This window comes from Acidovorax sp. sif1233 (assembly GCF_019218755.1).
Classification (GTDB): Bacteria; Pseudomonadota; Gammaproteobacteria; order Burkholderiales; family Burkholderiaceae_C; genus Acidovorax.
Genome location: NZ_JAHUWZ010000010.1, coordinates 140,132 through 161,042, shown reverse-complemented (window position 1 = coordinate 161,042; position 20,911 = coordinate 140,132). Strand labels below are relative to the sequence as shown.

The 20,911-nt window shown below is 69.3% G+C and carries 19 protein-coding genes and 1 riboswitch; of the genes, 8 read left to right on the top strand and 11 right to left on the bottom strand.

The genetic code is table 11. The annotated features are described in order from the left end of the window. Window positions 1-21: 21 nt before the first annotated feature. Entirely contained in the window at window positions 22-1,050 is a 1,029-nt protein-coding gene (locus KW843_RS24375) for a PfkB family carbohydrate kinase (RefSeq protein ID WP_218297732.1), read from the top strand. 159 nt (window positions 1,051-1,209) lie between these two features. Further along, window positions 1,210-1,680, top strand: coding sequence for a GNAT family N-acetyltransferase (locus tag KW843_RS24370; RefSeq protein WP_218297731.1), 471 nt, complete (start codon window positions 1,210-1,212; stop codon window positions 1,678-1,680). Between the two features lie 197 nt (window positions 1,681-1,877). Here the strand turns inward: KW843_RS24370 and KW843_RS24365 are convergent, their stop codons facing one another. From KW843_RS24365 to KW843_RS24355, 3 genes are read right to left on the bottom strand one after another with little or no spacing between them, the layout of a single operon-like run. Then, window positions 1,878-2,345: a GNAT family N-acetyltransferase gene (locus tag KW843_RS24365; RefSeq protein WP_218297730.1), complete on the bottom strand. Its 468-nt coding sequence runs from the start codon at window positions 2,343-2,345 to the stop codon at window positions 1,878-1,880. An 18-nt stretch (window positions 2,346-2,363) separates the two neighbouring features. Further along, window positions 2,364-3,779 carry an FAD-binding oxidoreductase gene (locus KW843_RS24360; RefSeq protein WP_218297729.1) on the bottom strand — a complete coding sequence of 472 codons (1,416 nt, stop codon included), beginning with the start codon at window positions 3,777-3,779 and terminating at the stop codon, window positions 2,364-2,366. A 53-nt stretch (window positions 3,780-3,832) separates the two neighbouring features. Continuing rightward, window positions 3,833-4,261 (bottom strand): DUF2069 domain-containing protein, encoded by a 429-nt coding sequence (locus KW843_RS24355; protein WP_218297728.1) that lies wholly within the window; start codon window positions 4,259-4,261, stop codon window positions 3,833-3,835. A 21-nt stretch (window positions 4,262-4,282) separates the two neighbouring features. Between KW843_RS24355 and KW843_RS24350 the strand changes: the two genes are divergently transcribed. Beyond that, window positions 4,283-5,533 (top strand): YihY family inner membrane protein, encoded by a 1,251-nt coding sequence (locus tag KW843_RS24350; RefSeq protein WP_218297727.1) that lies wholly within the window; start codon window positions 4,283-4,285, stop codon window positions 5,531-5,533. Window positions 5,534-5,631: 98 nt separating this feature from the next. Here KW843_RS24350 and KW843_RS24345 read toward each other — a convergent pair whose 3' ends face one another. After that, window positions 5,632-5,964, bottom strand: coding sequence for an Mpo1-like protein (locus KW843_RS24345; protein ID WP_218297726.1), 333 nt, complete (start codon window positions 5,962-5,964; stop codon window positions 5,632-5,634). A gap of 135 nt (window positions 5,965-6,099) precedes the next feature. On the opposite strand from KW843_RS24345, the gene KW843_RS24340 reads away from it, so the two are divergent. Continuing rightward, window positions 6,100-6,699, top strand: a complete 600-nt coding sequence (locus KW843_RS24340) for a TetR/AcrR family transcriptional regulator (protein WP_218297725.1) — start codon at window positions 6,100-6,102, stop codon at window positions 6,697-6,699. A gap of 20 nt (window positions 6,700-6,719) precedes the next feature. Beyond that, on the top strand, window positions 6,720-7,967 hold the full coding sequence (locus tag KW843_RS24335; RefSeq protein ID WP_218297724.1) for a DUF418 domain-containing protein: 1,248 nt from the start codon (window positions 6,720-6,722) through the stop codon (window positions 7,965-7,967). A 76-nt stretch (window positions 7,968-8,043) separates the two neighbouring features. On the opposite strand, the gene KW843_RS24330 is transcribed toward KW843_RS24335, so the two are convergent. The 3 genes from KW843_RS24330 to KW843_RS24320 form a co-directional block, all read right to left on the bottom strand. Further along, window positions 8,044-8,862 carry an alpha/beta fold hydrolase gene (locus KW843_RS24330; RefSeq protein ID WP_218297723.1) on the bottom strand — a complete coding sequence of 273 codons (819 nt, stop codon included), beginning with the start codon at window positions 8,860-8,862 and terminating at the stop codon, window positions 8,044-8,046. A gap of 66 nt (window positions 8,863-8,928) precedes the next feature. Beyond that, window positions 8,929-10,437, bottom strand: a complete 1,509-nt coding sequence (locus tag KW843_RS24325; protein WP_218297722.1) for a DUF4303 domain-containing protein — start codon at window positions 10,435-10,437, stop codon at window positions 8,929-8,931. Between the two features lie 31 nt (window positions 10,438-10,468). Then, window positions 10,469-11,776, bottom strand: a complete 1,308-nt coding sequence (locus KW843_RS24320) for an O-acetylhomoserine aminocarboxypropyltransferase (protein WP_218297721.1) — start codon at window positions 11,774-11,776, stop codon at window positions 10,469-10,471. Window positions 11,777-11,887: 111 nt separating this feature from the next. Between KW843_RS24320 and KW843_RS24315 the strand changes: the two genes are divergently transcribed. After that, window positions 11,888-12,340 (top strand): CBS domain-containing protein, encoded by a 453-nt coding sequence (locus KW843_RS24315; protein WP_218297720.1) that lies wholly within the window; start codon window positions 11,888-11,890, stop codon window positions 12,338-12,340. Between the two features lie 23 nt (window positions 12,341-12,363). Here KW843_RS24315 and KW843_RS24310 read toward each other — a convergent pair whose 3' ends face one another. Beyond that, window positions 12,364-14,598, bottom strand: a complete 2,235-nt coding sequence (locus KW843_RS24310; protein ID WP_218297719.1) for an EAL domain-containing protein — start codon at window positions 14,596-14,598, stop codon at window positions 12,364-12,366. A 180-nt stretch (window positions 14,599-14,778) separates the two neighbouring features. On the opposite strand from KW843_RS24310, the gene aroC reads away from it, so the two are divergent. Next, window positions 14,779-15,876 carry a chorismate synthase gene (gene aroC, locus KW843_RS24305; RefSeq protein WP_218297718.1) on the top strand — a complete coding sequence of 366 codons (1,098 nt, stop codon included), beginning with the start codon at window positions 14,779-14,781 and terminating at the stop codon, window positions 15,874-15,876. A 110-nt stretch (window positions 15,877-15,986) separates the two neighbouring features. Beyond that, entirely contained in the window at window positions 15,987-17,813 is a 1,827-nt protein-coding gene (locus KW843_RS24300) for a bifunctional UDP-sugar hydrolase/5'-nucleotidase (protein ID WP_218297717.1), read from the top strand. Window positions 17,814-17,823: 10 nt separating this feature from the next. On the opposite strand, the gene KW843_RS24295 is transcribed toward KW843_RS24300, so the two are convergent. The 3 genes from KW843_RS24295 to glyA all read right to left on the bottom strand — a co-directional run bounded on the left by KW843_RS24295 (window position 17,824) and on the right by glyA (window position 20,635). Further along, entirely contained in the window at window positions 17,824-18,726 is a 903-nt protein-coding gene (locus KW843_RS24295) for a DMT family transporter (protein WP_218297716.1), read from the bottom strand. A 193-nt stretch (window positions 18,727-18,919) separates the two neighbouring features. Continuing rightward, window positions 18,920-19,369 carry a transcriptional regulator NrdR gene (gene nrdR / locus KW843_RS24290; protein ID WP_218297715.1) on the bottom strand — a complete coding sequence of 150 codons (450 nt, stop codon included), beginning with the start codon at window positions 19,367-19,369 and terminating at the stop codon, window positions 18,920-18,922. Window positions 19,370-19,390: 21 nt separating this feature from the next. Beyond that, entirely contained in the window at window positions 19,391-20,635 is a 1,245-nt protein-coding gene (gene glyA, locus KW843_RS24285; RefSeq protein ID WP_218297714.1) for a serine hydroxymethyltransferase, read from the bottom strand. 35 nt (window positions 20,636-20,670) lie between these two features. Next, window positions 20,671-20,827, bottom strand: a riboswitch (ZMP/ZTP riboswitch). Window positions 20,828-20,911 lie beyond the last annotated feature (84 nt).

Here is a 20,911-nt window from a genome sequence, read left to right as displayed (position 1 = left end):
CGCACCCTCTTCACATCCACCATGACTTCGGTACACCACACTTCCCAGGCCACGGCCCCCGTCCAGGCCGCCATCGCGGGCGAGGCCCTCATCGACCTCATCCGCCGCCCCGATGGCAGCTACCTGCCGTGCCTGGGTGGCGCGCTGTACAACCTGTGCCGCGCGCTGGCCCGGCAGGGCGTGGGCACGCAGTACCTCAACCCCTTGTCGCGCGACCGCTTTGGCCGCGAGCTGGCCGCGCAGCTGGTCGCCGACGGTGTGCTGCTGGCCCAGCCCGGGCCGGTGCAGCAAGTCACATCATTGGCCGTGGTCAATCTCAATGAACACGGCCACCCCGACTACGCCTTCTACCGTGAGGGCGTGGCCGACCGCGCCGTGTCGGCGCACGGCCTCAGCGAGGCCTGCGCCGCCTTGCCCGCGTTGCAGCTGGTCTGCACCGGCGCCCTCGCGCTCGATGCCCGCGACACCGCCATCTACCAGCCCTGGCTCGCTGCCCAGCGCGCCGAAGGCCGCTGCGTGGTGGTCGATGCCAACCTGCGCCCCTCGGTCATGCCCGACCTGGACGCCTACCGCACCACGGTGCACGCGGCGTTGGCACACGCCCACATCATCAAGGCCAGCGACGAAGACCTGGACCACTTGGCCGTGCCCGGCACTGGCGCCCTGGCCCGCGCCCGCCACCTGCTGGCCGCCAACCCCCAGGCCCATCTGCTGGCGCTGACGCTGGGCGCAGAGGGGGCCTGGCTGCTGCACCAGAGCGGCATGCAGTGTTTTGCCAAAGAAGCGCAGCCCCTGCGGGTCATCGACACCGTGGGGGCGGGCGACAGCTTCCTGGCGGGGCTGCTGGCGCACCTGCTGCGGCAGGCGCCGGCAGCGGGCGCTGCCAGCTTCGTGCAGTTCGTTGAAGCGCTGTCCGTCGAGGCCGGCCAGCAGGCTCTTCGCCATGCACTGGCCAGTGCGAGCCTGTGCGTGATGGAGCAGGGGTGTGTGCCGCCCGGGTGGGAGGCCGCGAGCGGGTGGGCGCGGGCGCACCCTTGCGTCGCCGGGTAGCGGCCGGCGCCGCCACGGTCTTGCGCCCGTGCCCGCCTGCGCGCAGGCGGGCTGGCGGGCTGGCGGGCTGGCGGGCTGGCGGTACGATGGCACCGGCCTGTCCGGGCAGGACAGCCCATCGCAACCTCCATCTTTGCCCGCGCAGACCTTGAATCCACCATGAAGCCCGTCCCTGCCGCTGTTCCCGTCACGGCCCATGCAGCGGCCGACGCCTGCAACGTGGTCCGCCAGTCCATCACCCACTGCTGCGCCCTCGACCACCACCACGATGCCGCCATCCTCGGCACATGGCTGGCCAACAAGACGCCCGAGAACCTGGCCGCCTGGATGGCGGCACCGGGCGCGATTGCGTGGGGTGCGTATCGGGGGGACACGATGGTGGGGTTTGCGCTGTGGGCACGCTCCACGCTGGCGCTTTGTTATGTGGTGCCAGAAGCATTGCACCAAGGTGTGGGCCGTGCCCTGCTGTTCGGCGCGGAGGCCCATGCGCGGCAGTTGGGCCTGGCGGCTGTGGGGCTTGAGAGCACGCGCACGGCGGAAGATTTTTACCGCCGCCACGGGTATGAACCATCGGGCGCGCTGCAGGTGTGGGCGGGGCTGCAGGCGCGACCCATGCGCAAGGCGCTGTGAGGCGGTTTTTTGCGCGGCGCGGTTGACGGTTGTGGCCCTGGTGGTGGCTGCGGTTTTTAGCGAAGAATTGGGCGCTGGCGCCGGAGGTATCTGCGCTGAATGCTATTGTTTTTATAGCAAATTGGCTGCGCCGTACCTCCGCACGCGCCACCCGTGGCAGGGATGCCCGGGAGGGGGCTTCGGGGCGTGGGCCCTGTTCAGAGTTCCTGGGCGTAGACGATGAAGCCGTGGTGCTTGGCCATCTTGTCGTACAGCTGGCGCCCGGCCGCATTGGTTTCGTGGGTCTGCCAATACACCCGCGACGACTTCGCGGCACGCGCCGCGCCATACACTGCGTCGATGAGCGCGCGCCCCACGCCCCGGCCGCGCGCGGCTTCGCGGGTGAACAGGTCGCTGAGGTAGCACACGGGCTCGATGCGCGTCATGCTGCGGTGAAAGAGGTAGTGCGTCAGCCCCAGCATCTCGCCGCTGGCCGCATCGTGCGCCACCAGGCAGAAGACGGGTTCCGCCGGGTCGTGAAAACGCTGCCAGGTGGCCTGGGTGATGTGCTCGGGCAGCGCGGTGGCCCCAAAGCGGCCATAGAACGCGTTGTAGCCATCCCAGAGCGGGCGCCAGGCGGCGTAGTCTTCGGGCTGAACGGGGCGCACGGTAACGGCGGTGGTCATGGGCCGGCTTCCTGGGATTTACTGGAGCACCCGCCCCGGGTTCATGATGCCCTGCGGGTCGAGCGCCTGCTTGATGGCGCGCATCATCGACAACGCCACGGGCGACTGGTACTTCTCCAGCTTGTCGGCCTTGAGCTCCCCAATGCCATGCTCGGCCGAGAACGAGCCGCCGAACTCGGCCACGGCTTCGTACACCAGGTGGTGCACATGCTGCTCGTGCTCGCGCAGGAAGGCCTTGGCATCGCCCTCGGCCGGTGCCTGCACGTTGTAGTGCAGGTTGCCGTCGCCCAGGTGGCCAAAGTTGACCAGGCGCACGCCCGGGATCTCGCGCTGCAGCACCGCGTCGGTGTGCGCGACGAAGGCGGGGATGCGCGAGATCTGGATGGAGATGTCGTGCTTGATGTTCAGGCCCTCCTCGGCCTGCGCGAGCGGAATGTTCTCGCGGATGTGCCAGAGCTGGCTGGCCTGGGTGAGGTTCTCGGCCACGACGGCGTCGGTCACGCAGCCCATCTCGAACGCGGTCTCCAGCAGCGCTTCAAACCGCGCGCGGGCATGTTCTTCGGATTCGCTGTCGGAGTTTTCGAGCAGCACGCACCAGGGAGCGTTTTCGTCGCCGAGGAAGGGCACGCGCAGCTGCGGCATGTGTTTGCCCACCAGGCTCAGCGCGAACTGGCCCATCACTTCAAAGCCCGTGAGGCCAGCGCCCAGCTGCTTGTGCGCCAGGCCCAGCAGGGCCACGGCGTGTTCCATCGACGGCACGGCGGCCCAGGCCGTGAGGCGGGCGGCGGGCTCGGGGTAGAGCTTGAGCGTGGCGGCGGTGATGATGCCCAGCGTGCCTTCGCTGCCGATGAACAGGTCGCGCAGGTCGTAGCCCGTGTTGTCCTTGCGCAGGCCCTTGAGGCCGTCCCACACCTCGCCCTGGGCGGTGACCACCTCGAGGCCCAGGCACAGGTCGCGCGCATTGCCATAGCGCACCACCTGCGTTCCGCCCGCGTTGGTGCCCAGGTTGCCGCCGATGGTGCAGCTGCCCTCGGCCGCCAGCGAGAGGGGGAACAGCACACCCGCATTGCGCGCCACGTCCTGCAGGTTCTGCAGGATGCAGCCGGCCTCCACCGTCATGGTGAGGTTGTCGGTGTCGATGCTGCGCACCGCGTTCATGCGCGTGAGGCTCAGCACGATCTGCGTGCCGGAATCATCGGGTGTCGAGCCCACGGCCAGGCCGGTGTTGCCGCCCTGCGGCACGATGGTGGTTCCCGCCGCCGCGCAGGCCGCGACCACGGTGGCCACCTCCTGCGTGGTGGCGGGGCGCACCACGGCCAGGGCCTTGCCGCGCACGCGGCGGCGCCAGTCCTGTTCCCAGGCGGTGAGGTCGCCATCGGTGATCACGTGGGCAGGGCCGACGAGGGTGCGCAAGGTGTCGAGCAAGGTGGTCATGGACAAGCGTCTTCTTCAGTTCGAGGGAGGGGGATGGCGCGCGGCGGCTGGCATCAAGAGGCCGGCGTGGCCGCGGCGGCTGCCGCCGCCTTGGCGTTGCGCTGGCGCAGCCGCACGTGCAGTGTGCAGGCCACGAACAGGGCCAGGCACAGCGCGACCTCGGCCCAGGCCAGCCATTGCGACGGCGGCCTGTCGCTCCAGCCGCGCACCACGCCTTCGGTGAAGTACAGCCAGATCACCAGGCTGACCCAGCGGTAGGTGTACATGCGGTTCTTGAGGATGCCCGCCAGCGGGATGCACAACGGCAGCGCCTTGAGCGCGAGCCAGGTCCCGCCGGGCCGCAGGGGCGCCAGCACCAGTTCCCAGGCCAGGCACAGGACGATGAGCGCCAGCAGGCTGCCGGTGGCCAGCCAGCGTGTGGCACGGACGCCGCTGTCGGCGGGGCTGGAAGGGAGGGCGGGGGCTCTGGGGGATGCGGTCATTGGGGTGGCATCATATCGGCCATGCCTTTTTCCTTACAGACAGTAGCGTCGCGCTTCGAGGCGCTGATCACGGAACTGTCGCACTTTCCCTGGAAAACCACCGCGCTGACCCTGCGTGAACGCTTTCGCGAGGACCATCTGGGACTCACCGCCAGCAGCCTGACCTTCACCACCATCCTCGCGCTGGTGCCGTTCTTTGCCGTCGCCCTGGCCGTGTTCACGGCATTCCCCATCTTTGGAAAGCTGCAGGACGTGTTGCAGCGCTGGCTGGTGGACAGCCTGGTACCCGACAGCATCTCCCGCCAGGTGCTGGGCTACCTCACCCAGTTCGCGGCCAAGGCCAGCGGCCTGGGCGTGGCGGGTTTCAGCATCCTGCTGGCCACGGCGCTGGCGCTGATCCTCACGATCGACCGCACGCTCAACGACATCTGGCGCGTGCAGCGCCTGCGGCCGCTGGGGCAGCGGGTGCTGATCTACTGGGCGGCCATCACGCTGGGCCCGCTGCTCATGGGGGCGAGCCTGGCTCTCACCTCGTATGTGATGTCGGCGTCCGGCGGGCTGGTCAAGCGCCTGCCCGACGGCGTGCAGCTGCTGTTCGATTCGATCCAGTTCCTCGTGCTGGCGGCGGGCATGGCGTCGCTGTACCACTATGTGCCCAACACCCCGGTGAAGTGGCGCCACGCGTGGACCGGCGGGCTCTTCGTGGCCGTGTGCATGGAGCTGGCCAAGAAGGTGCTGGCGCTGTACCTGGGCAACGTGCCGACCTATTCGGTGGTGTACGGCGCGTTCGCCACGCTGCCCATCCTGCTCATCTGGATCTACGTGGCCTGGGTCATCGTGCTGCTGGGGGCGGTGGTCACGGCCTACCTGCCCAGCCTTCTCGCGGGGGTGGCGCGGCGTGGAACCGTGGCGGGCTGGACGTTCCAGCTGGCCGTGGAGGTGCTGCAGGAGCTGCACCGGGCCCGCTTCCACGCCATGAAGGGGCTGCGGCCGAGCCAGCTGGCGCAGCGGCTGCGCGTGGACATGCTGCAGCTGGAGCCGGTGCTGGAGGCGCTGACGGCCCTGGACTGGGTGGGGCAGGTGAGCGATGCGGCGATGAGCGTGTCGGACGTGCCCGAGTCCCGGTACGTGCTGCTGATCGACCCGCAGAACACGCCGCTGGAGCCCCTGGTGCACAAGCTCCTGCTGGAACGCTCCACGAGCCTGGAGCCCCTGTGGGCGCGCGCGGGGCTGGGCGGCCTGCATGTGCGCGACGTGCTGCAGGCAGAGTAGGCCGTGGGCGGCCAGGCGGTCCGCTCCATTGTTTTGCTATTATTTTTATAGCTATCCGCGCATTGCAGTGAAGCGCCGTGGCCTGTTGAGGCCAGAAATCACAGGGACACCTTCCCCGTCCAGATGTCCTTGTACATCACCCAGTCGCCCATGAAGCTGTACAGGGGCCGCTTGAAGCTGGCCGGCTTGTTCTTCTCGAAGCCGAAGTGCCCCACCCACGCGAAACCGTAGCCGCAGAGCAGGCCGTACAGCAGGTACTGCGGCTTGCCCGTGGCGATGAGCATCGCCAGGCACACCAGCGTCAATGTCGAGCCGGCGAAGTGCAGTCTGCGGCAGGTGCGGTTGCTGTGCTCGCTCAGATAGAAAGGGTAAAACTCCGCGAAGCTCTTGAAGGCGCGCGGATCGGTCGTGGGGGCGGCGCTGAGGTCCATCGTTGTCTCCTGGTTGTTTTCAAGCGCTTTATACGCCCAAGCCCGTCCCCATGGCGTGTCGGGTTTGACAGGCGCCGCCGCGTGGTATTTAATTAATCGACTAATCGATCTATTAATAACCGTGCGAGGTGTGCGATGCGGACCGTGAACCCCGAGCGCCACCAGGCGCGGCGACAGCAGATCCTGGAGGCCGCGGTGGCCTGCTTCATGCGCAAGGGGTTCCATGCCACGCGCACGGCGGAGATCTGCGCCGAGGCGGGCATGAGCCCCGGCAACCTGTTCCATTACTTCCCGACCAAGGAGGCCATCGTTGCCGCCATCGTCGAAGAAGACCAGCGCGAGACCGCCGGGCGCTATGCCGCGGCGGCCCGCGCCCGGAACCTCTACCAGGCGCTCCAGGACATCGTGGAGGAGAGCATCGCCCAGCTGGCCGACCCCGTGTACCTGCGCATCGGCGTGGAGGTGCTGGCCGAAGCGGTGCGCAACCCGCTGGTGTTTGCGAGCGTGGCCGGCAGCGAGGCGGGCCGCAAGGCGGCCCTGGTGCATCTGCTCGGCGCGGCCGTGGAGCGCGGGCAGGCCCGCCTCGCCCTGCCGCCGGCGCAGGCGGCGGACTGGATCCTGCTGCTGCTGGACGGCGCCTTTGGCCGGGCCATGGTGGAAGAGCGCTTCGACGCCGCTGCCTGCCGCACGCTGGTGCTGGGCGCGCTCGCGGCGGTGGTGGTGCCGGCCACATGACGCGCGTGGCTTGCCCCGCCATGGACACCAACCCCTCGGCCCCGGACGGCAACCCGGCCCAGCCCGCCGGGGCGGCGGACCGCGAACATGCCATCGACGCGCTGCGGGGATTTGCCCTGCTGGGCATCGCCATGGTCAACGCGGGCAGCTTTGCGTCCACCTACTTCGGGGTGGGCGTGTCCGACCCGGCCTTCTCGCGGCCCGTGGACCATGCCGTGCGCTGGTTCGTGGCGCTGGTCTTCGAGACCAAGTTCTATCTGCTTTTCTCGCTGCTGTTCGGCTACAGCTTTGCGCTGCAGATGGACTCGGCCCAGCGCTCGGGGGGCGCGTTCGTGCCGCGTTTCCTGCGGCGCCTTCTGGGGCTGGGGCTGCTGGGGCTGGCACATGCCTGGCTACTGTTCGCGGGGGACATCCTGGTGACCTATGCGCTCCTGGGCCTCGTGCTGCTGGCGCTGGGCCGGCTGCGCCCCGTGGCCGCCGTGGCGCTGGCCCTGGGGTTGCTGGGCATCACGGCCTGGGGCTGGGGGGCGATCGCCTGGCTGGTGGCGCTGGCCCCGCCGCTGGACCTGCCCGTGGCCGAACTGCACGCCAAGGCGCAGCAGGCCGCGCAGGCCTACCGCGCCAGCGTGCAAGAGGCGATCGCGCAGCGGGGCCGCGACATGGCCGATGGCGTGTGGTTCGTGCTGGTGTTCGTGCAGGGGCCCTGCGCGCTGGCCATGTTTTTGCTGGGGCTGGCGGCTCGGCGCTCGGGCTACCTGGCCAGGGTGGCGCGGCAGCCGGCCCGGCTGCGCCGATGGATGGCGTGCTGCCTGCCCGTGGGCGCGGCGGGGGCCTGGTTCTACGCGTCCGTGCAGCCCGGGGCCAGCAGCGTCACCCACCCCGAGCATCTGGGGCTGGCCGCGTTGGCGGTCGATCTGGCCACGGCGCCATTCCTTACCTTCGGGTACGTCGCGGCGCTGCTCTGGCTGCTGCAAAGCGGCCCCGCCGGCCGTCGGCTGGGCGCGGTGCTGGAACCGGCGGGGCGCATGGCGCTGTCGAACTACCTGCTGCAGTCGCTGGTGGGGGCGCTGGTGTTCACGGCCTACGGCTGGGCGCTGGTGGGCCAGGTGGCGCCGCTCCTGGTGGGGCTGGGCGTGCTCGTACTGTACGGTGCCCAGCTGGCGCTGAGCCGGCACTGGATGGCCGCCCACGCCTATGGCCCGGTGGAGTGGCTGCTGCGCGCCGTCACGCTCTGGCAGCGGCCGGCATGGCGGCGCCGCGCGCGCTGACGGCGAGAGCGCGCACGGTGGACGCGGGGACGCGGGGACGCGGGGACGCGGGCCGGCCGCGCCCTGCCGTGCTGGTTCAGCGGGCCAGGAAGTCCCGCAGCGCGAACAGCGTTTCTTCCGGCGCTTCGGTCATCTGGTTGTGGCCCACCGGCAGGGGCGCGACCTGCACTGTCCTGCCCGCCGTGCGCGCGGCGTTGACCAGGCCCTGTGCGGCCTTGGGCGCGGTCATCTGGTCCTGCGTGCCCAGTGCAAACAGCACGGGGCAGGTGAGCTGGGCCATGGCCGCTTCGCCGCCGCCATAGCTGTCGCAGGCGACGAAACCCCGGTGAAACACGTTGACGGCGGGGTTGCTGCGCAGCACCTTGCGCCCGAGCGCCATGCCGGCGCCAAACACCCAGGTGCCGGGGCCCAGGGCCGAAGGGGGCGCCGCCAGCGTGCTGCGAGAAAACACGTTGACCATGCGCATGGCCTTCTCGGGATCGCTTTGCGAGGCCTCGATGAGCGCGGGCGACACCTTCATGGGAAACGCCGTGCCCACCAGCACCAAATGGCTGATGCGGTCCTTGAGCCGCGCGGCCGCCTCCATGGCGATGAGCGAACCCCAGCTGTGCCCCACCAGCGCCGCCCTCTGCACGCCGGCCGCGTCCAGCAGCGCGCCAATGAAGTCGGCGCCCTGCTCCACCGAGGCGGGCGCGTCGCCGCCGCTTCTGCAGTGGCCGGGCAGGTCGATGGCCAGCACGTTCCAGCCGTGGTTGGCCATGTAGCGGCTTTGCAGGGCCCAGACACTGTGGTCGTTCAGCACGCCATGGATGAAGACCACGGTGGGCTTGGATGCATCGAAGACCTTGCCCCCGGTGTAGCAGTAGACGGGGCTCTCGTTGACTTGAAGTTGCATGGCGTGTTCCTGTGTTCGCTCTCTTGTGTGGATTGTCTCGGTGGAAAAGGGGCATGGGGCTGGCGCCTAGCCAGGTGCCTGTCCGGTTGGGGCCATCGCGCGGTGCGTGTCCAGCGCCTCCAGCCAGCGCCGCGCGGCATCGCGAACGCGGTCGCTCGGGTCGTGCGCCGCCGTGGCTTGCGCCAGGGAGCGCAGGTGGGCCGCATCCTGCTTCCAGTAGCCCAGGCCCAGCACGGCCAGGAAGCGCACGGTTTCCTCGGCATCGCCCGTGGCGGCGCGCGCCAGCGCGGGCACGATGCGCGGAGCCCGTTCGCTGCCCAGGGCGCGGTCTCCCAGTGCCATGGCAGCGTGCTGGCGCACGAGCGGCATGGGCGAGCCCAGGCCGCGCAGGGCTTCGTCCACGTCCGCCGGGCCCAGCGTGCAGGTGCCGCGCCCCGGAGCCAGCTTACCCTGCAGGGCCAGCTGGAGGGCCGGATGCTGCAGGACGGCGTGTTCCAGGGGGGCATAGTCCAGCGGGCGGGGCTGAAGGCACCGGTCCCGAAAGGGCCCCAGCGGCGCTGCCAGGCCGCTGGCGACCAGGTCGTCCGCCAGCGTGCCCACCTGCGACAGCAGCCACCGCCCATCCCCCAGCTGCCCCAGCGCGCAGGCGCACCCGAGCCGGCCCGCGCGGCCAAGGTGGGCCCGGCTGCCGCGTGAGACCGGCCGCAGCAGGTGGTGGCGCAGGGCGTCCAGCACCTCGGGGCTGGCGGATCCGATGTCGCCCAGGAGCCTGGCCGCGATGGACTGCGTGTCCGCGCGCTCCAGCAGCGCCAGCAAGGCGGGCACCGCGACGGGGCCGAGCCGCCGCAGCGCGTGTTCGGTGTCCTGCGTGGCATGGTCCACGGCTTGTTGGCGGCCCAGGCCCAGCTCGGGCGCGGCTTCATTGCGCAGGCATGCCAGGTGATAGCGCAGTTGCTGGTCCGGGGGCAGCGCTTCCACGCGCAGCGCCTCCGCGATGGCGGCCGCATGGCCGGGAAGCAGGGCGGCGAAGGCATCGTCTCCCAGGCAGCGCCGGGCCCACTGCACGCCCTCGTCGCTGTCTTCATGCAGCAGCACGGCGAAGTCCGGCGTGAGCCGGTCCGACCAGGGCGAGGCCCGCAGCGCGGTGCGCAGGCGCTGGCATGCGCGCACCAGGGCCTCCAGGCATTGCTGCTCGGTGGCCCGCCAGTGGGCCACGTCGCCGCGACAGGCATGTGCCTGCAGCTCCTGCTGCATCCGGGCCAGGGCTGGGCTGTCGGCCGGCAGGTCAGGCCAGCGCCAGTCCGCCGGATTCCAGCGCAGGCTGTACAGCGTGCCGCCCCCGCCGTCATCGCCGCCGCCCTTGGCCTGGGCGTAGGCCTGTTCGCTGTTCAGCGCGATCGCGGGCAGGAAGAGGGGGCCATCAAGCTCGCGGCCCATGCCGGCCAGGGCGACCGCATAGAAGCGGTGCTCCGGGTGCCGGGCAAGGACGGCGCTGGCCACCGCGAGCGCGGCGTCAAGGAAGGCCTGCTCGAAGGCGTCCCAGGAAAACACGGGCTGTGGGGCTGCGGCTTGCATCGGCGTGGCTGGCGTGGTCGGGCCCAGGCCTTCAGGCGGCCTTCTCTGCGGCCTTGAGGGCGCGCTTCAAATCGTCGATCAGGTCGTCGGCATCCTCCAGCCCGATGGACAGGCGGATCGTGCCCTGCGTGATGCCGGCACCCGCCAGGGCCTCGTCGCTCATCCGGAAATGCGTGGTGCTGGCCGGGTGGATCACCAGGCTGCGGCAGTCGCCCACGTTGGCCAGGTGGCTGAAGACCTTGAGGGTTTCGATGAACTTTTTGCCCTGTTCGCGGTTGCCCTTGAGGTCGAAGCTGAACACCGAGCCCGCGCCGCGCGGCAGCAGCTTTTGCGCCAGCGCGTGGCTGGGGTGGGATGCGAGCATGGGGTGGCCCACGCGTGACACGAAGGGCTGAGCGGCCAGAAATTCGACCACCTTTTCGGTGTTGCGCATGTGCTGCTGCATGCGCAGTGGCAGGGTCTCGATGCCCTGCAGGATGAGCCAGGCCGTGTGCGGGCTCATGCAGGCGCCGAAGTCGCGCAGGCCCTCGCGGCGCGCGCGCAGCAGGAAGGCGCCCACGGTGCTCTCTTCGGCGAACACCATGTTGTGAAAGCCGTCGTAGGGCCGGGTCAGCTCGGCGAACTTGCCGGCGGATCTGGGGCCGTCCCAGTCGAAGCTGCCGCCATCGACCACGACGCCACCCACCACGGTGCCGTGGCCCGAGAGGAACTTGGTGGCCGAGTGGTAGACCAGATCGGCGCCATGCTCGAACGGCCTGATGAGCCAGGGCGAGGTCAGGGTGGAGTCCACCAGCAGAGGCACACCGGCCTCGTGCGCAATCGCGCTCACGGTGGGGATGTCCAGCACGTCCAGGCCCGGGTTGCCCACCGTCTCGCCAAAGAACAGCTTGGTGTTGGGCCGCACGGCGGCGCGCCAGGCGTCGATGTCGCCGGGCTTGACGAAGGTGGTCTCGATGCCGAAGCGCGAGAGCGTGTAGTGCAGCAGGTTCTGCGAGCCGCCATACAGCGCGGTGCTGGCCACGATGTGGCTGCCGGCACCCATCAGCGTGGCCACGGCCAGGTGCAGCGCGGCCTGGCCGCTGGCGGTGGCAATGGCGCCGACGCCGCCTTCCAGCGCCGCCACGCGCTGCTCCAGCACGGCGTTGGTGGGGTTGCTGATGCGGCTGTACACGTGGCCGCCACGCTCCAGGTTGAACAGCGACGCGGCATGGTCGCTCGACTCGAAGACGAAAGAGGTGGTCAGGTGGATGGGCACCGCGCGCGCGCCGGTGGCGGGGTCGGGGCTTGCACCCGCGTGCAGGGCCAGCGTGTCAAAGCCGGGGTCGGAGTAGCCGGGCATCTGTGTGTCTCCCATGTTGTCAATTCAGCCGGGCATTGTGGGCTATATTTGGTGCGAAACAGCCTCTAGCGCCTGCCGCGCTCTTCCCGCCCTCTTGGAGACCCAGAAACCATGAAAGTCAGCGACATCCTCCGCGTCAAAGGGAACACCCTCTACACCGTCACGCCGGACGAGCCGCTGGCGGGCGCCGTGGATGTGATGGCCGACAGGGACATCGGCTCGCTGGTGGTGATGGAGCTGGGCGATCTGGTGGGCATGCTCACCTTTCGCGAAGTGATCCAGGCCGTGGTGAGGAATGGCGGCAGCGTGGGCACCCTGCAGGTTCGCTCGGCCATGGACGATGCACCCCTGACCTGCACGCTCGAAACCGACATGGACGAGGTGCGCCGCATGATGCTGGACCGCCATGCGCGCTACATGCCGGTGATGGACCGCAAGATGCTCATGGGCGTGATCAGCTTCTACGACGTGGCCAAGGCCGTGGTGGACAGCCAGAACTTCGAGAACAAGATGCTCAAGGCCTACATCCGCGACTGGCCGGAAGACGACGCCCGCGGCGGCTGACCACGGCCGCGCCCTGGCGGCGCTCAGCGCGGGCGCGCTGCCTGCGCGCAGAGCCAGGCCTCCAGTTCGTCCGGTGGCAGCGGCTTGCCAAACAGATAGCCCTGCATGACGGGACACCCATGCGCCTGCAGCCACTGCTGCTGGCCCGTGGTTTCCACCCCTTCGGCCACCACCACCATGCCCAGGCTGTGGGCGATGCTGAGCACCGACACCGTGAGGGCCCGCGCGGTGGGGCTGGTGGTGAGGTCCTGCACGAAGGCCATGTCGAGCTTGAGCTCCGAAATGGGAAGGCGGTGCAGGTAGCTCAGGCTGGAATAGCCGGTGCCGAAATCGTCCAGCGACAGCCGGAATCCCTTGCCGTGCAGCGCCTCGATGTTGGCCAGCGTGACGGGCCGCGCGTCCATCATGACGCTCTCGGTGATTTCCAGAAGCACGTCGTCCGCGCGCAGCCCGTGGCGCCGCAGCGCATCGCACACCTGCTGCGCAAGGTCTGCCTGGTGGAAGCTGCGCCCTGACAGGTTGACCGCCACGCAGGGCACGTGGTGGCCCGCCGCGCGCCATGCCGACAGCTGCGCACAGGCCTCGTCCAGCAGCCACAGGGTCAGCTCGTGAATCAGGCCGGACTCTTCGGCCACGGGGATGAACCGGCTGGGCGGCACCATGCCCCATTCGGGGTGCCGCCACCGCGCGAGGGCTTCCACGCCGTGCAGTGTGCCGGGCGCTTCGCCGAGCACCTGGGGCTGGTAGTGCAGCGTCAGGCGGCGTTCGGCCAGGGCCTGGCGCAATGCGCGCTCCAGCGCTGCACGTTCCTGCGCGCGCCGGTTCATCTCCGCGCTGAACAATTGCAGGCTGTGCCGGTGATCGCTCTTGGCCTGTGCCATCGCCTGGTCGGCATGGCGCAGCAGCGTCTCGATGGCGTCGCCGTCGTCGGGAAACATCGCGATGCCGATGCTGGCGTGGCAGACATGGGCCTGTCCATGGATGTCCATGGGCCGGGACATTTCCTCCAGCATGCGGTGCGCCGCCTGCACCGCTTCCTCGGTGGCGCACTCGGACAGCAGCAGCACGAATTCGTCGCCCGCCAGCCGGCCGATCAGGTCCCGCGCTCGCAGGCACTGCGTCAGCCGCCTGGCCACTTCGCACAACAGCGCGTCGCCCGCGGCATGCCCCTGCGTGTCGTTCACCTGCTTGAAGCGGTCCAGATCGACGAACAGCAGCGCGCCGGGGCGGCCGTCCTGCCGCAGGCCGGCCAGCGTGCGCCCGGCGCTGCTGAGGAACATCGCGCGGTTGGGCAGGCCCGTGAGCCCGTCAAAAAAGGCGAGGCGGTGAATGCGCTGCTGCGTGGCATTGCGCTCGATGGCCAGCGCGCACAGGTGCAGGCATACACCCACCAGCCGGTAGTGCAGCGCATCCGGGCCGCGCGGCTCGCGAAAGTAGAACGCAAAGGTGCCCACCACCTTGCCCGTGTGGTCGCAGATCGGGCTGGACCAGCAGGCGCGCACGCCGCTGGGTGCGAACAGCGCGCGGTAGTCGTCCCACAAGGGGTCGGTGGCGATGTCGTTGACCGCCACGGGGATGCCCCTGAAGGCCGCGGTGCCGCACGACCCCGCACGGGGGCCGATGGGCAGGCCGTCGAGCGCCTGGCAGATGGCGGGAGGAAGCCCCGGTGCCGCCAGGGGGCGCAGCAGGCCTTGTTCATCCACGGCCAGGATGGAGGCGGTGACTTCGGGGGCGATGCGCTCCACTTCGTGGCAGACGAGGGCCATCAGATCGGCCAGGGGCAGTTCATTGACCATGCCCTCGAGCACCCGCTTTTGCAGCACCTCGTGCATCTTGGTGAGCGTGATGTCCGTCAGCACGGTGATGCTGCCGCCCGGCCCGCCCGAGGCCTCGTCCGATGCATTGATCATCATCGACACCCAGCGCGGCGCGCCGGCCCGGCTGTACAACAGGGTCTCGGTGTGGAAACTGCCCTCGGTGTGCATGCCGCTGCGGATGTCGGCGAGCAGCCCCGGGTCGGAGTGCGGGCCCAGCAGCACTTCGCTCAGGTGCCGCCCGAGCACCTCCTGGGGCCTGAACCCGAACAGGCGGGTGAAGCCCTCGTTGATGTACACGACGAGCCTGGCGCTGTTGCTCATCACGATGGCGTTGTCGCTCGCATCCAGGGCCCTGCGCAGCGGGGCGTCTGTCAGGAGGCCTGCCGGTGGGCGGTCCAAAGGGGAGGGGGAGCCTGGAAGGTGCGGAGCTGAAACGGGCATGGTTGTCCCAAAGATCGTCCACCCATGCTAGCAAGCGCGTCCCGCGATGCCAAGCAGGTTGGTGGCGCGTGGTATCCGCACCGCACGGAGGGCCCGCCTTCGGGCTCCTGGCGCACGGCACGGGCCATCACTCCGGGGGCAAGGCGCGGCCGTGCGGCCGCTCTGGGATAATCCCGCGCCATGAGCGGCAATACTTTCGGATCCCTATTCGCAGTCACCAACTTTGGTGAATCCCACGGCCCGGCCATTGGCTGCGTGATCGACGGCTGTCCGCCCGGCATGGCGCTCGCCGAGGCCGACATCCAGGCCGACCTGGACCGGCGCCGCCCCGGCACCAGCCGCCACGTCACCCAGCGCAACGAGCCCGATGCGGTGGAGATCCTGTCGGGCGTGTACGAGGGCAAGACCACCGGCACGCCGATCGCGCTGCTGATCCGCAACACCGACCAGCGCAGCAAGGACTACAGCAACATCGCCGAGAGCTTTCGCCCCGGCCATGCCGACTACACCTACTGGCACAAGTACGGCATCCGCGACCCGCGCGGCGGAGGCCGGTCTTCCGCCCGCCTGACGGCGCCCACGGTGGCCGCTGGCGCCGTGGCCAAGAAGTGGCTTGCGCAGCGGTACGGCGTGCAGTTCCGCGCCTGCATGACACAGCTGGGCGACCTGTCCATCCCGTTCGAGAGCTGGGACCACGTGCGCAGCAATCCCTTCTTCGCCCCCGTGGCCGACGTGCAGCAGTACGAGGACTACATGGACGCCCTGCGCAAGGCCGGTGATTCCTGCGGTGCCCGCATCCGCGTGCAGGCCACCGGCGTGCCCGTGGGGCTGGGCGAGCCGCTGTACGACAAGCTCGATGCCGACATCGCCCACGCCATGATGGGCCTGAACGCGGTGAAGGGCGTGGAGATCGGCGCGGGCTTTGCCAGCGTGGCCCACCGGGGCACGATGCATGGCGATTCGATGACGCCCCAGGGCTTTCGCACGAACAACGCGGGCGGCGTGCTGGGCGGCATCAGCACCGGGCAGGACCTGGAGGTGAGCATCGCGATCAAGCCCACCAGCTCCATCATCAGCCCGCGCGAATCGATCGATGTGCACGGCAAGAGCACCGAGGTCGTCACCAAGGGCCGCCACGACCCCTGCGTGGGCATCCGCGCTGCGCCCATCGCCGAGGCGCTGCTGGCGCTGGTCGTCATGGACCATGCCCTGCGCCACCGCGCGCAGTGTGGCGATGTGGTGCCGCCGGTGCCGCCCATCCAGGCATCGTTTCTGTAGGAATCGGCATGGCACAGCGCACCGGGCCCGGCCCGGGCGCTTCGCCGCCGTGGTTTGCGGGGCGTGCAGGGATGCGCGCCCTTTTTACTGGACTGGACAAGGCACTCTCCATGCGCAGGTTGTTGGCACAGGCATTCCGTGGTTCAGGATGGGCGCGCGGCGGCGCGGTGCTCGCGGCGGCGGGCGTCCTCGGGGGCCTCCTAGCGGGCTGCGGCACGGCCACGCGATGGGCCGGCGATCCGGCACCCGCGCACATCGACATCACGCTCATCGGCTTCAACGACCTGCATGGCAACATGGAGCCGCCCCGCATGGCGCATGCCGTTCCAAGCCCCACGGGACCGGTGGCGGTGCCCGCGGGCGGGATGGCGTACTTCGCGAGCGCCATCGCAGCCCTCAAGGCGCGGGGGCCGCACCACGCGGTCGTGTCCGCCGGCGACATGGTCGGTGCGTCGCCGCTGGTGTCCTCGCTGTTCCTGGACGAGCCCACCATCGAGGCCGTCAACGAGATGCAGATCGACTTCAACGCGGTGGGCAACCATGAGTTCGACCGCGGCTGGCGCGAGCTGCTGCGCCTGCAGCAGGGAGGTTGCGAGAAGTTCACGGCGCGCCAGCCCTGCCAGATCAGCCAGCCATTCAAGGGCGCCCGCTTTGGCTTCCTGGCCGCGAACACGGTGCGCGTCGAGGACGGGCGGACACTGCTGCCCGCGACGGGGCTCAAGCGCTTCACGCAGGGTGGCACCACGGTGACGCTGGGCGTCATCGGGCTCACGCTCCAGGCCACGCCCACCATGGTGAGCCCCTCGGGCGTGGCCGGGCTGCGCTTCGAGGACGAGGCGGCCACGGCCAATGCCCTGATTCCCCAGCTCAAGGCGCAGGGCGCCGACGTGATCGCGGTCGTCATCCATGAAGGCGGCAGCACCACGGCCGGGGTGCAGGAGACCAGCTGCGCGGGCCTCTCCGGCGACATCGTCCCCATCCTGGAGCGCCTGGACCCCGCGGTGGACGTGGTGGTCTCCGGCCACACGCACCAGGCCTACGTGTGCGACTACGCCCGTGTGAATCCCGCCAGGCCCTTCCTCCTGACCAGTGCAGGCCAGTATGGGACGCTGCTCACCGACATCCAGCTGCGTGTGGACACCCGCACGCGCCGCGTGGTGCGCAAGACGGCGCGCAACGTCATCGTGCAAGGAGAGGCCTTCACCGGCAGCCAGGGACACGTGCCCATGACCTCGGCCGTGCCTTCCTTCCCGGCCGATCCGGCGGTGCAAAAGATCGTCGACACCTACCGCGCGGCGGCCATACCGCTGGCGCAGCGCCCGGTGGGGCAGGCCGTGTCGGCCCTGCGCCGCGTGCTGACGCCCTCGCTGGAGAGTGCCCTGGGCAACCTGGTCGCCGATGCGCAGCTCCACGCCACGCGCGCGCCGGAGCAGGGCGGGGCGCAGCTGTCCTTCATGAACCCGGGGGGGCTGCGTGCCGACCTGGTGCCGGATGGGCAGGGCCTGGTGCGCTACGGGCAGCTGTTTGCCGTGCAGCCCTTTGGCAACCAGCTGGTCGTGAAGACCTTCACGGGCGCGCAGATCAGGGCGGTGCTGGAGCAGCAGTTCGCCAGCGGCAGCAACACCGTGCAGCGGCCCCGCGTGCTGTCGGTCTCATCGGGCTTTGCCTACCAGTTCGACCTGTCCCGGCCGGCGGGCGAGCGCGTCAGCCAGATGGTGCTGCAGGGTGCTGCGCTGCGCGACGACATGCCGGTGCGCGTGGTGATGAGCAGCTACCTCGACAGCGGCGGAGACAACTTCACCGTGCTGACCGAAGGGCGCGACCGCCTGGTGGGCGGGCTGGACCTGGACGCGCTGGAGGCCTATTTCCGCACGCAGAGTCCGGTGGCCGTGCCTGCTACCAACCGCATCACGTCCGTCGCGCGCGCCGTGCGTTGAGCGGCGGCGGCTATTCCTTGCCCGGGCGCAGTGCCCCCAGCCAGCGCAGCGGGTTGAAGCCCGTGACCAGGCCGGTGGCCACCAGCACGAGCGCTCCGCCCCAGAGCATGCCGGGGCCCAGGGCCTCGCCCAGGAACACATGCCCCCAGGCCACCCCGAACAGCGGGATCATGAACGCGGAACTCATCGCCGCCACCGGGGATACCTGGGCGAGCACGCGCAGGTTGAGCCAGTAGGCCAGGCCCGAGGTGGCGATGCCCATGACCGCCACCGCCGCCACGGCCCCGGCGGTGAAGCGGGCTTCGGGCAGGCTCCATGCGGCGCCCGGCAGCAGCAGCACCAGCGCGGCGGCGTGGATGCCTGCGGCGATCGACAGGGGCGACATGCGCGTGGTGGCTCGCTTCATCCAGGTGGTGGAGACCCCGTAGCAGGCCGACGCGATGATGCAGGCCAGTGCCGCGACCAGCAGGGACGGCGTGGGCTCCACCGGGCCGAGCTGCACGATCAGGGCCACGCCCGCGAAGCCGCACAGGCAGCCCAGCCACTTGCGCTGGCTCAGCGTGTCTTCCTTCATCCACGCAGCCGCGAGCACGCTGAAGGGAACGGCCATCGTGTTGAGCAATGAGCTGTAGCCCGCCGGCAGGTGCAAGGCTGCCCAGGCATACAGCAGGAACGGCACCGCCACGGTGAGCGTGCCCAGCCCGAACAGCTCGCGCCAGTGGCGCCACGGCCAGGGCTCGCCGGCCGCCCGCATGATGGCGACCAGGGTCAGTGTGCCCAGTCCGATGCGCAGGGCGGCCATCACGTTGGGCCCCAGCAGCGGGCTTGCGATGCGGATGAAGAGAAACGAAGCGCCCCAGAGGGCCGACAGCAGCACCAGCTGCAGGAAGTGGCGGGTTTTCACCGCAGGCATTGTCGGGCAGCCGCGGTGTTTCTGTGCACCAGGGGGGTGTTTTGCCCATGAAAATAGCCTCTGGCGCTTTTACTTCAAGCGCCGAAAGCTATATTTTTGATAGCGTATCGCCAAGGTGGCCGCTGGGCCTGGCTGGAGGCGGGTGCGTGGGCAGCCCAGCCCGGCAACAAACGGGCCGTGGGCGCCGCGGCGGTTATTTGCGCACTTCGTCCACCATCGCGCGGAAGTCGTCGATGTCCTCGAAACTGCGGTACACGCTGGCAAAGCGGATGTAGGCCACCTTGTCGAGCTTCTTGAGCTCGCGCATGACCAGCTCGCCGATGCGGCTGGAGATCACTTCGCGCTGGCCGAGGTTGAGCAGCTTTTCCTCGATGCGCTCGATGGCGCTGTCGATCTGGTCCGTGCTGACCGGGCGCTTGCGCAGCGCCAGATTGAAGGAAGCGAGCAGCTTGGCGCGTTCGTACTCGATGCGCCGGCCATCCTTCTTCACGATGGCCGGGAAGCTCACTTCCGGCCGTTCGTAGGTGGTGAAGCGCTTGTCGCACGCGCCGCACTGGCGGCGGCGGCGGATGAACACCCCATCTTCAGACACCCGCGTTTCGACGACTTGCGTTTCCAGGTTGCTGCAGAAGGGGCACTTCATGGCGGCTGCTGACCGGTGAAGTTAACGGTAGACCGGGAAGCGGGCCGTCAGCGCATTGACCTTGGCGCGCACGGCGGCGATGTTGGCCTCGTCGCGCGGGTTGTCCAGCACATCGGCGATCAGGTTGGCGGTGATGCGCGCTTCTTCTTCCTTGAAGCCGCGCGTGGTCATGGCGGGGGTGCCAATGCGCACGCCGCTGGTCACCATCGGCTTTTCAGGGTCGTTGGGGATCGCGTTCTTGTTGATGGTCATGTGGGCGGCGCCCAGCACAGCCTCGGCTTCCTTGCCCGTGATGCCCTTGGCACGCAGGTCCACCAGCATCACGTGGCTTTGCGTGCCGCCGGAGACGATGCGCAGGCCGCGCGCGGTCAGTGTCTCGGCCACCACCTTGGCGTTCTTGGCCACCTGCTCCTGGTAGGCCTTGAACTCGGGCTGCAGCGCTTCCTTGAAGGCCACGGCCTTGGCCGCGATCACGTGCATCAGCGGGCCGCCTTGCAGGCCGGGGAAGATGGCGCTGTTGATGGCCTTCTCGTGCTCGGCCTTCATCAGGATGATGCCGCCACGGGGGCCGCGCAGGCTCTTGTGCGTGGTGCTGGTGACCACGTCGGCATGCGGCACGGGGTTGGGGTACACACCCGCGGCGATCAGGCCGGCGTAGTGGGCCATGTCCACCATGAAGATCGCGCCCACGTCCTTGGCCACCTTGGCAAAGCGTGCGAAGTCGATGTGCAGGCTGTAGGCCGAGGCACCGGCGATGATGAGCTTGGGGCGGGTTTCGTGCGCCTTCTTCTCCATGGCGTCGTAGTCCAGAGCTTCGTTGGCATCGAGGCCGTAGGAGACCACGTTGAACCACTTGCCCGACATGTTCAGCGGCATGCCGTGGGTGAGGTGGCCGCCTTCGGCCAGGCTCATGCCCATGATGGTGTCGCCGGGCTTGAGGAACGCGAGGAACACGGCCTCGTTGGCGGATGCGCCGCAGTGGGGCTGCACGTTGGCGGCCTCGGCACCGAAGATCTGCTTGACGCGGTCGATGGCCAGCTGCTCGGCCACGTCCACGTGCTCGCAGCCACCGTAGTAGCGCTTGCCGGGATAGCCTTCGGCGTACTTGTTGGTCAGCTGCGTGCCCTGCGCCCACATCACCGCGGGGGAGGCGTAGTTCTCGCTGGCGATCAGCTCGATGTGGTGCTCTTGCCGGGCGTTTTCAGCCTGGATGGCGGCAAAGAGCTCGGGGTCGGTTTGTTCGACAAGAATATTGCGGTCGTACATGATTGGCAGTCCTATGAACTTGTGTCCCTTGAAACAAGGGCTGCCCAGGCGAACGGCTGAACGCAGAAGGGATGAACCCCGTGCGGCACGCTTCCCAGTGGTTCACAAGGGGCAAGCCCTTGCTGGTTTCCACGTCAGCGGCAGCACCCTGTGTGCGGGATGCCGCGCCTATCGCCAGTCGCGTACCCCGCTAGTGTAGCTGACGTGGCATGCGCAACCTGTGTCGCATCGCGCGAAGTGCCGTGCGCCCCGGGGTCATGGCGCCCCGGCCGGCGG

Bases quoted from the DNA above. Each gene is read 5' to 3' on its own strand.
- KW843_RS24300 (WP_218297717.1), top strand. From the start codon at position 15,987: ATGCGCAGGTTGTTGGCACAGGCATTCCGTGGTTCAGGATGGGCGCGC.
- KW843_RS24330 (WP_218297723.1), bottom strand. From the start codon at position 8,862: ATGCAACTTCAAGTCAACGAGAGCCCCGTCTACTGCTACACCGGGGGC.
- KW843_RS24340 (WP_218297725.1), top strand. From the start codon at position 6,100: ATGCGGACCGTGAACCCCGAGCGCCACCAGGCGCGGCGACAGCAGATC.
- KW843_RS24320 (WP_218297721.1), bottom strand. From the start codon at position 11,776: ATGCCCGGCTACTCCGACCCCGGCTTTGACACGCTGGCCCTGCACGCG.
- KW843_RS24295 (WP_218297716.1), bottom strand. From the start codon at position 18,726: ATGCCTGCGGTGAAAACCCGCCACTTCCTGCAGCTGGTGCTGCTGTCG.
- KW843_RS24355 (WP_218297728.1), bottom strand. From the start codon at position 4,261: ATGACCGCATCCCCCAGAGCCCCCGCCCTCCCTTCCAGCCCCGCCGAC.
- aroC (WP_218297718.1), top strand. From the start codon at position 14,779: ATGAGCGGCAATACTTTCGGATCCCTATTCGCAGTCACCAACTTTGGT.
- KW843_RS24350 (WP_218297727.1), top strand. From the start codon at position 4,283: ATGCCTTTTTCCTTACAGACAGTAGCGTCGCGCTTCGAGGCGCTGATC.
- KW843_RS24315 (WP_218297720.1), top strand. From the start codon at position 11,888: ATGAAAGTCAGCGACATCCTCCGCGTCAAAGGGAACACCCTCTACACC.
- glyA (WP_218297714.1), bottom strand. From the start codon at position 20,635: ATGTACGACCGCAATATTCTTGTCGAACAAACCGACCCCGAGCTCTTT.
- KW843_RS24310 (WP_218297719.1), bottom strand. From the start codon at position 14,598: ATGCCCGTTTCAGCTCCGCACCTTCCAGGCTCCCCCTCCCCTTTGGAC.
- KW843_RS24365 (WP_218297730.1), bottom strand. From the start codon at position 2,345: ATGACCACCGCCGTTACCGTGCGCCCCGTTCAGCCCGAAGACTACGCC.
- KW843_RS24325 (WP_218297722.1), bottom strand. From the start codon at position 10,437: ATGCAAGCCGCAGCCCCACAGCCCGTGTTTTCCTGGGACGCCTTCGAG.
- KW843_RS24375 (WP_218297732.1), top strand. From the start codon at position 22: ATGACTTCGGTACACCACACTTCCCAGGCCACGGCCCCCGTCCAGGCC.
- KW843_RS24335 (WP_218297724.1), top strand. From the start codon at position 6,720: ATGGACACCAACCCCTCGGCCCCGGACGGCAACCCGGCCCAGCCCGCC.
- KW843_RS24370 (WP_218297731.1), top strand. From the start codon at position 1,210: ATGAAGCCCGTCCCTGCCGCTGTTCCCGTCACGGCCCATGCAGCGGCC.
- KW843_RS24360 (WP_218297729.1), bottom strand. From the start codon at position 3,779: ATGACCACCTTGCTCGACACCTTGCGCACCCTCGTCGGCCCTGCCCAC.
- nrdR (WP_218297715.1), bottom strand. From the start codon at position 19,369: ATGAAGTGCCCCTTCTGCAGCAACCTGGAAACGCAAGTCGTCGAAACG.
- KW843_RS24345 (WP_218297726.1), bottom strand. From the start codon at position 5,964: ATGGACCTCAGCGCCGCCCCCACGACCGATCCGCGCGCCTTCAAGAGC.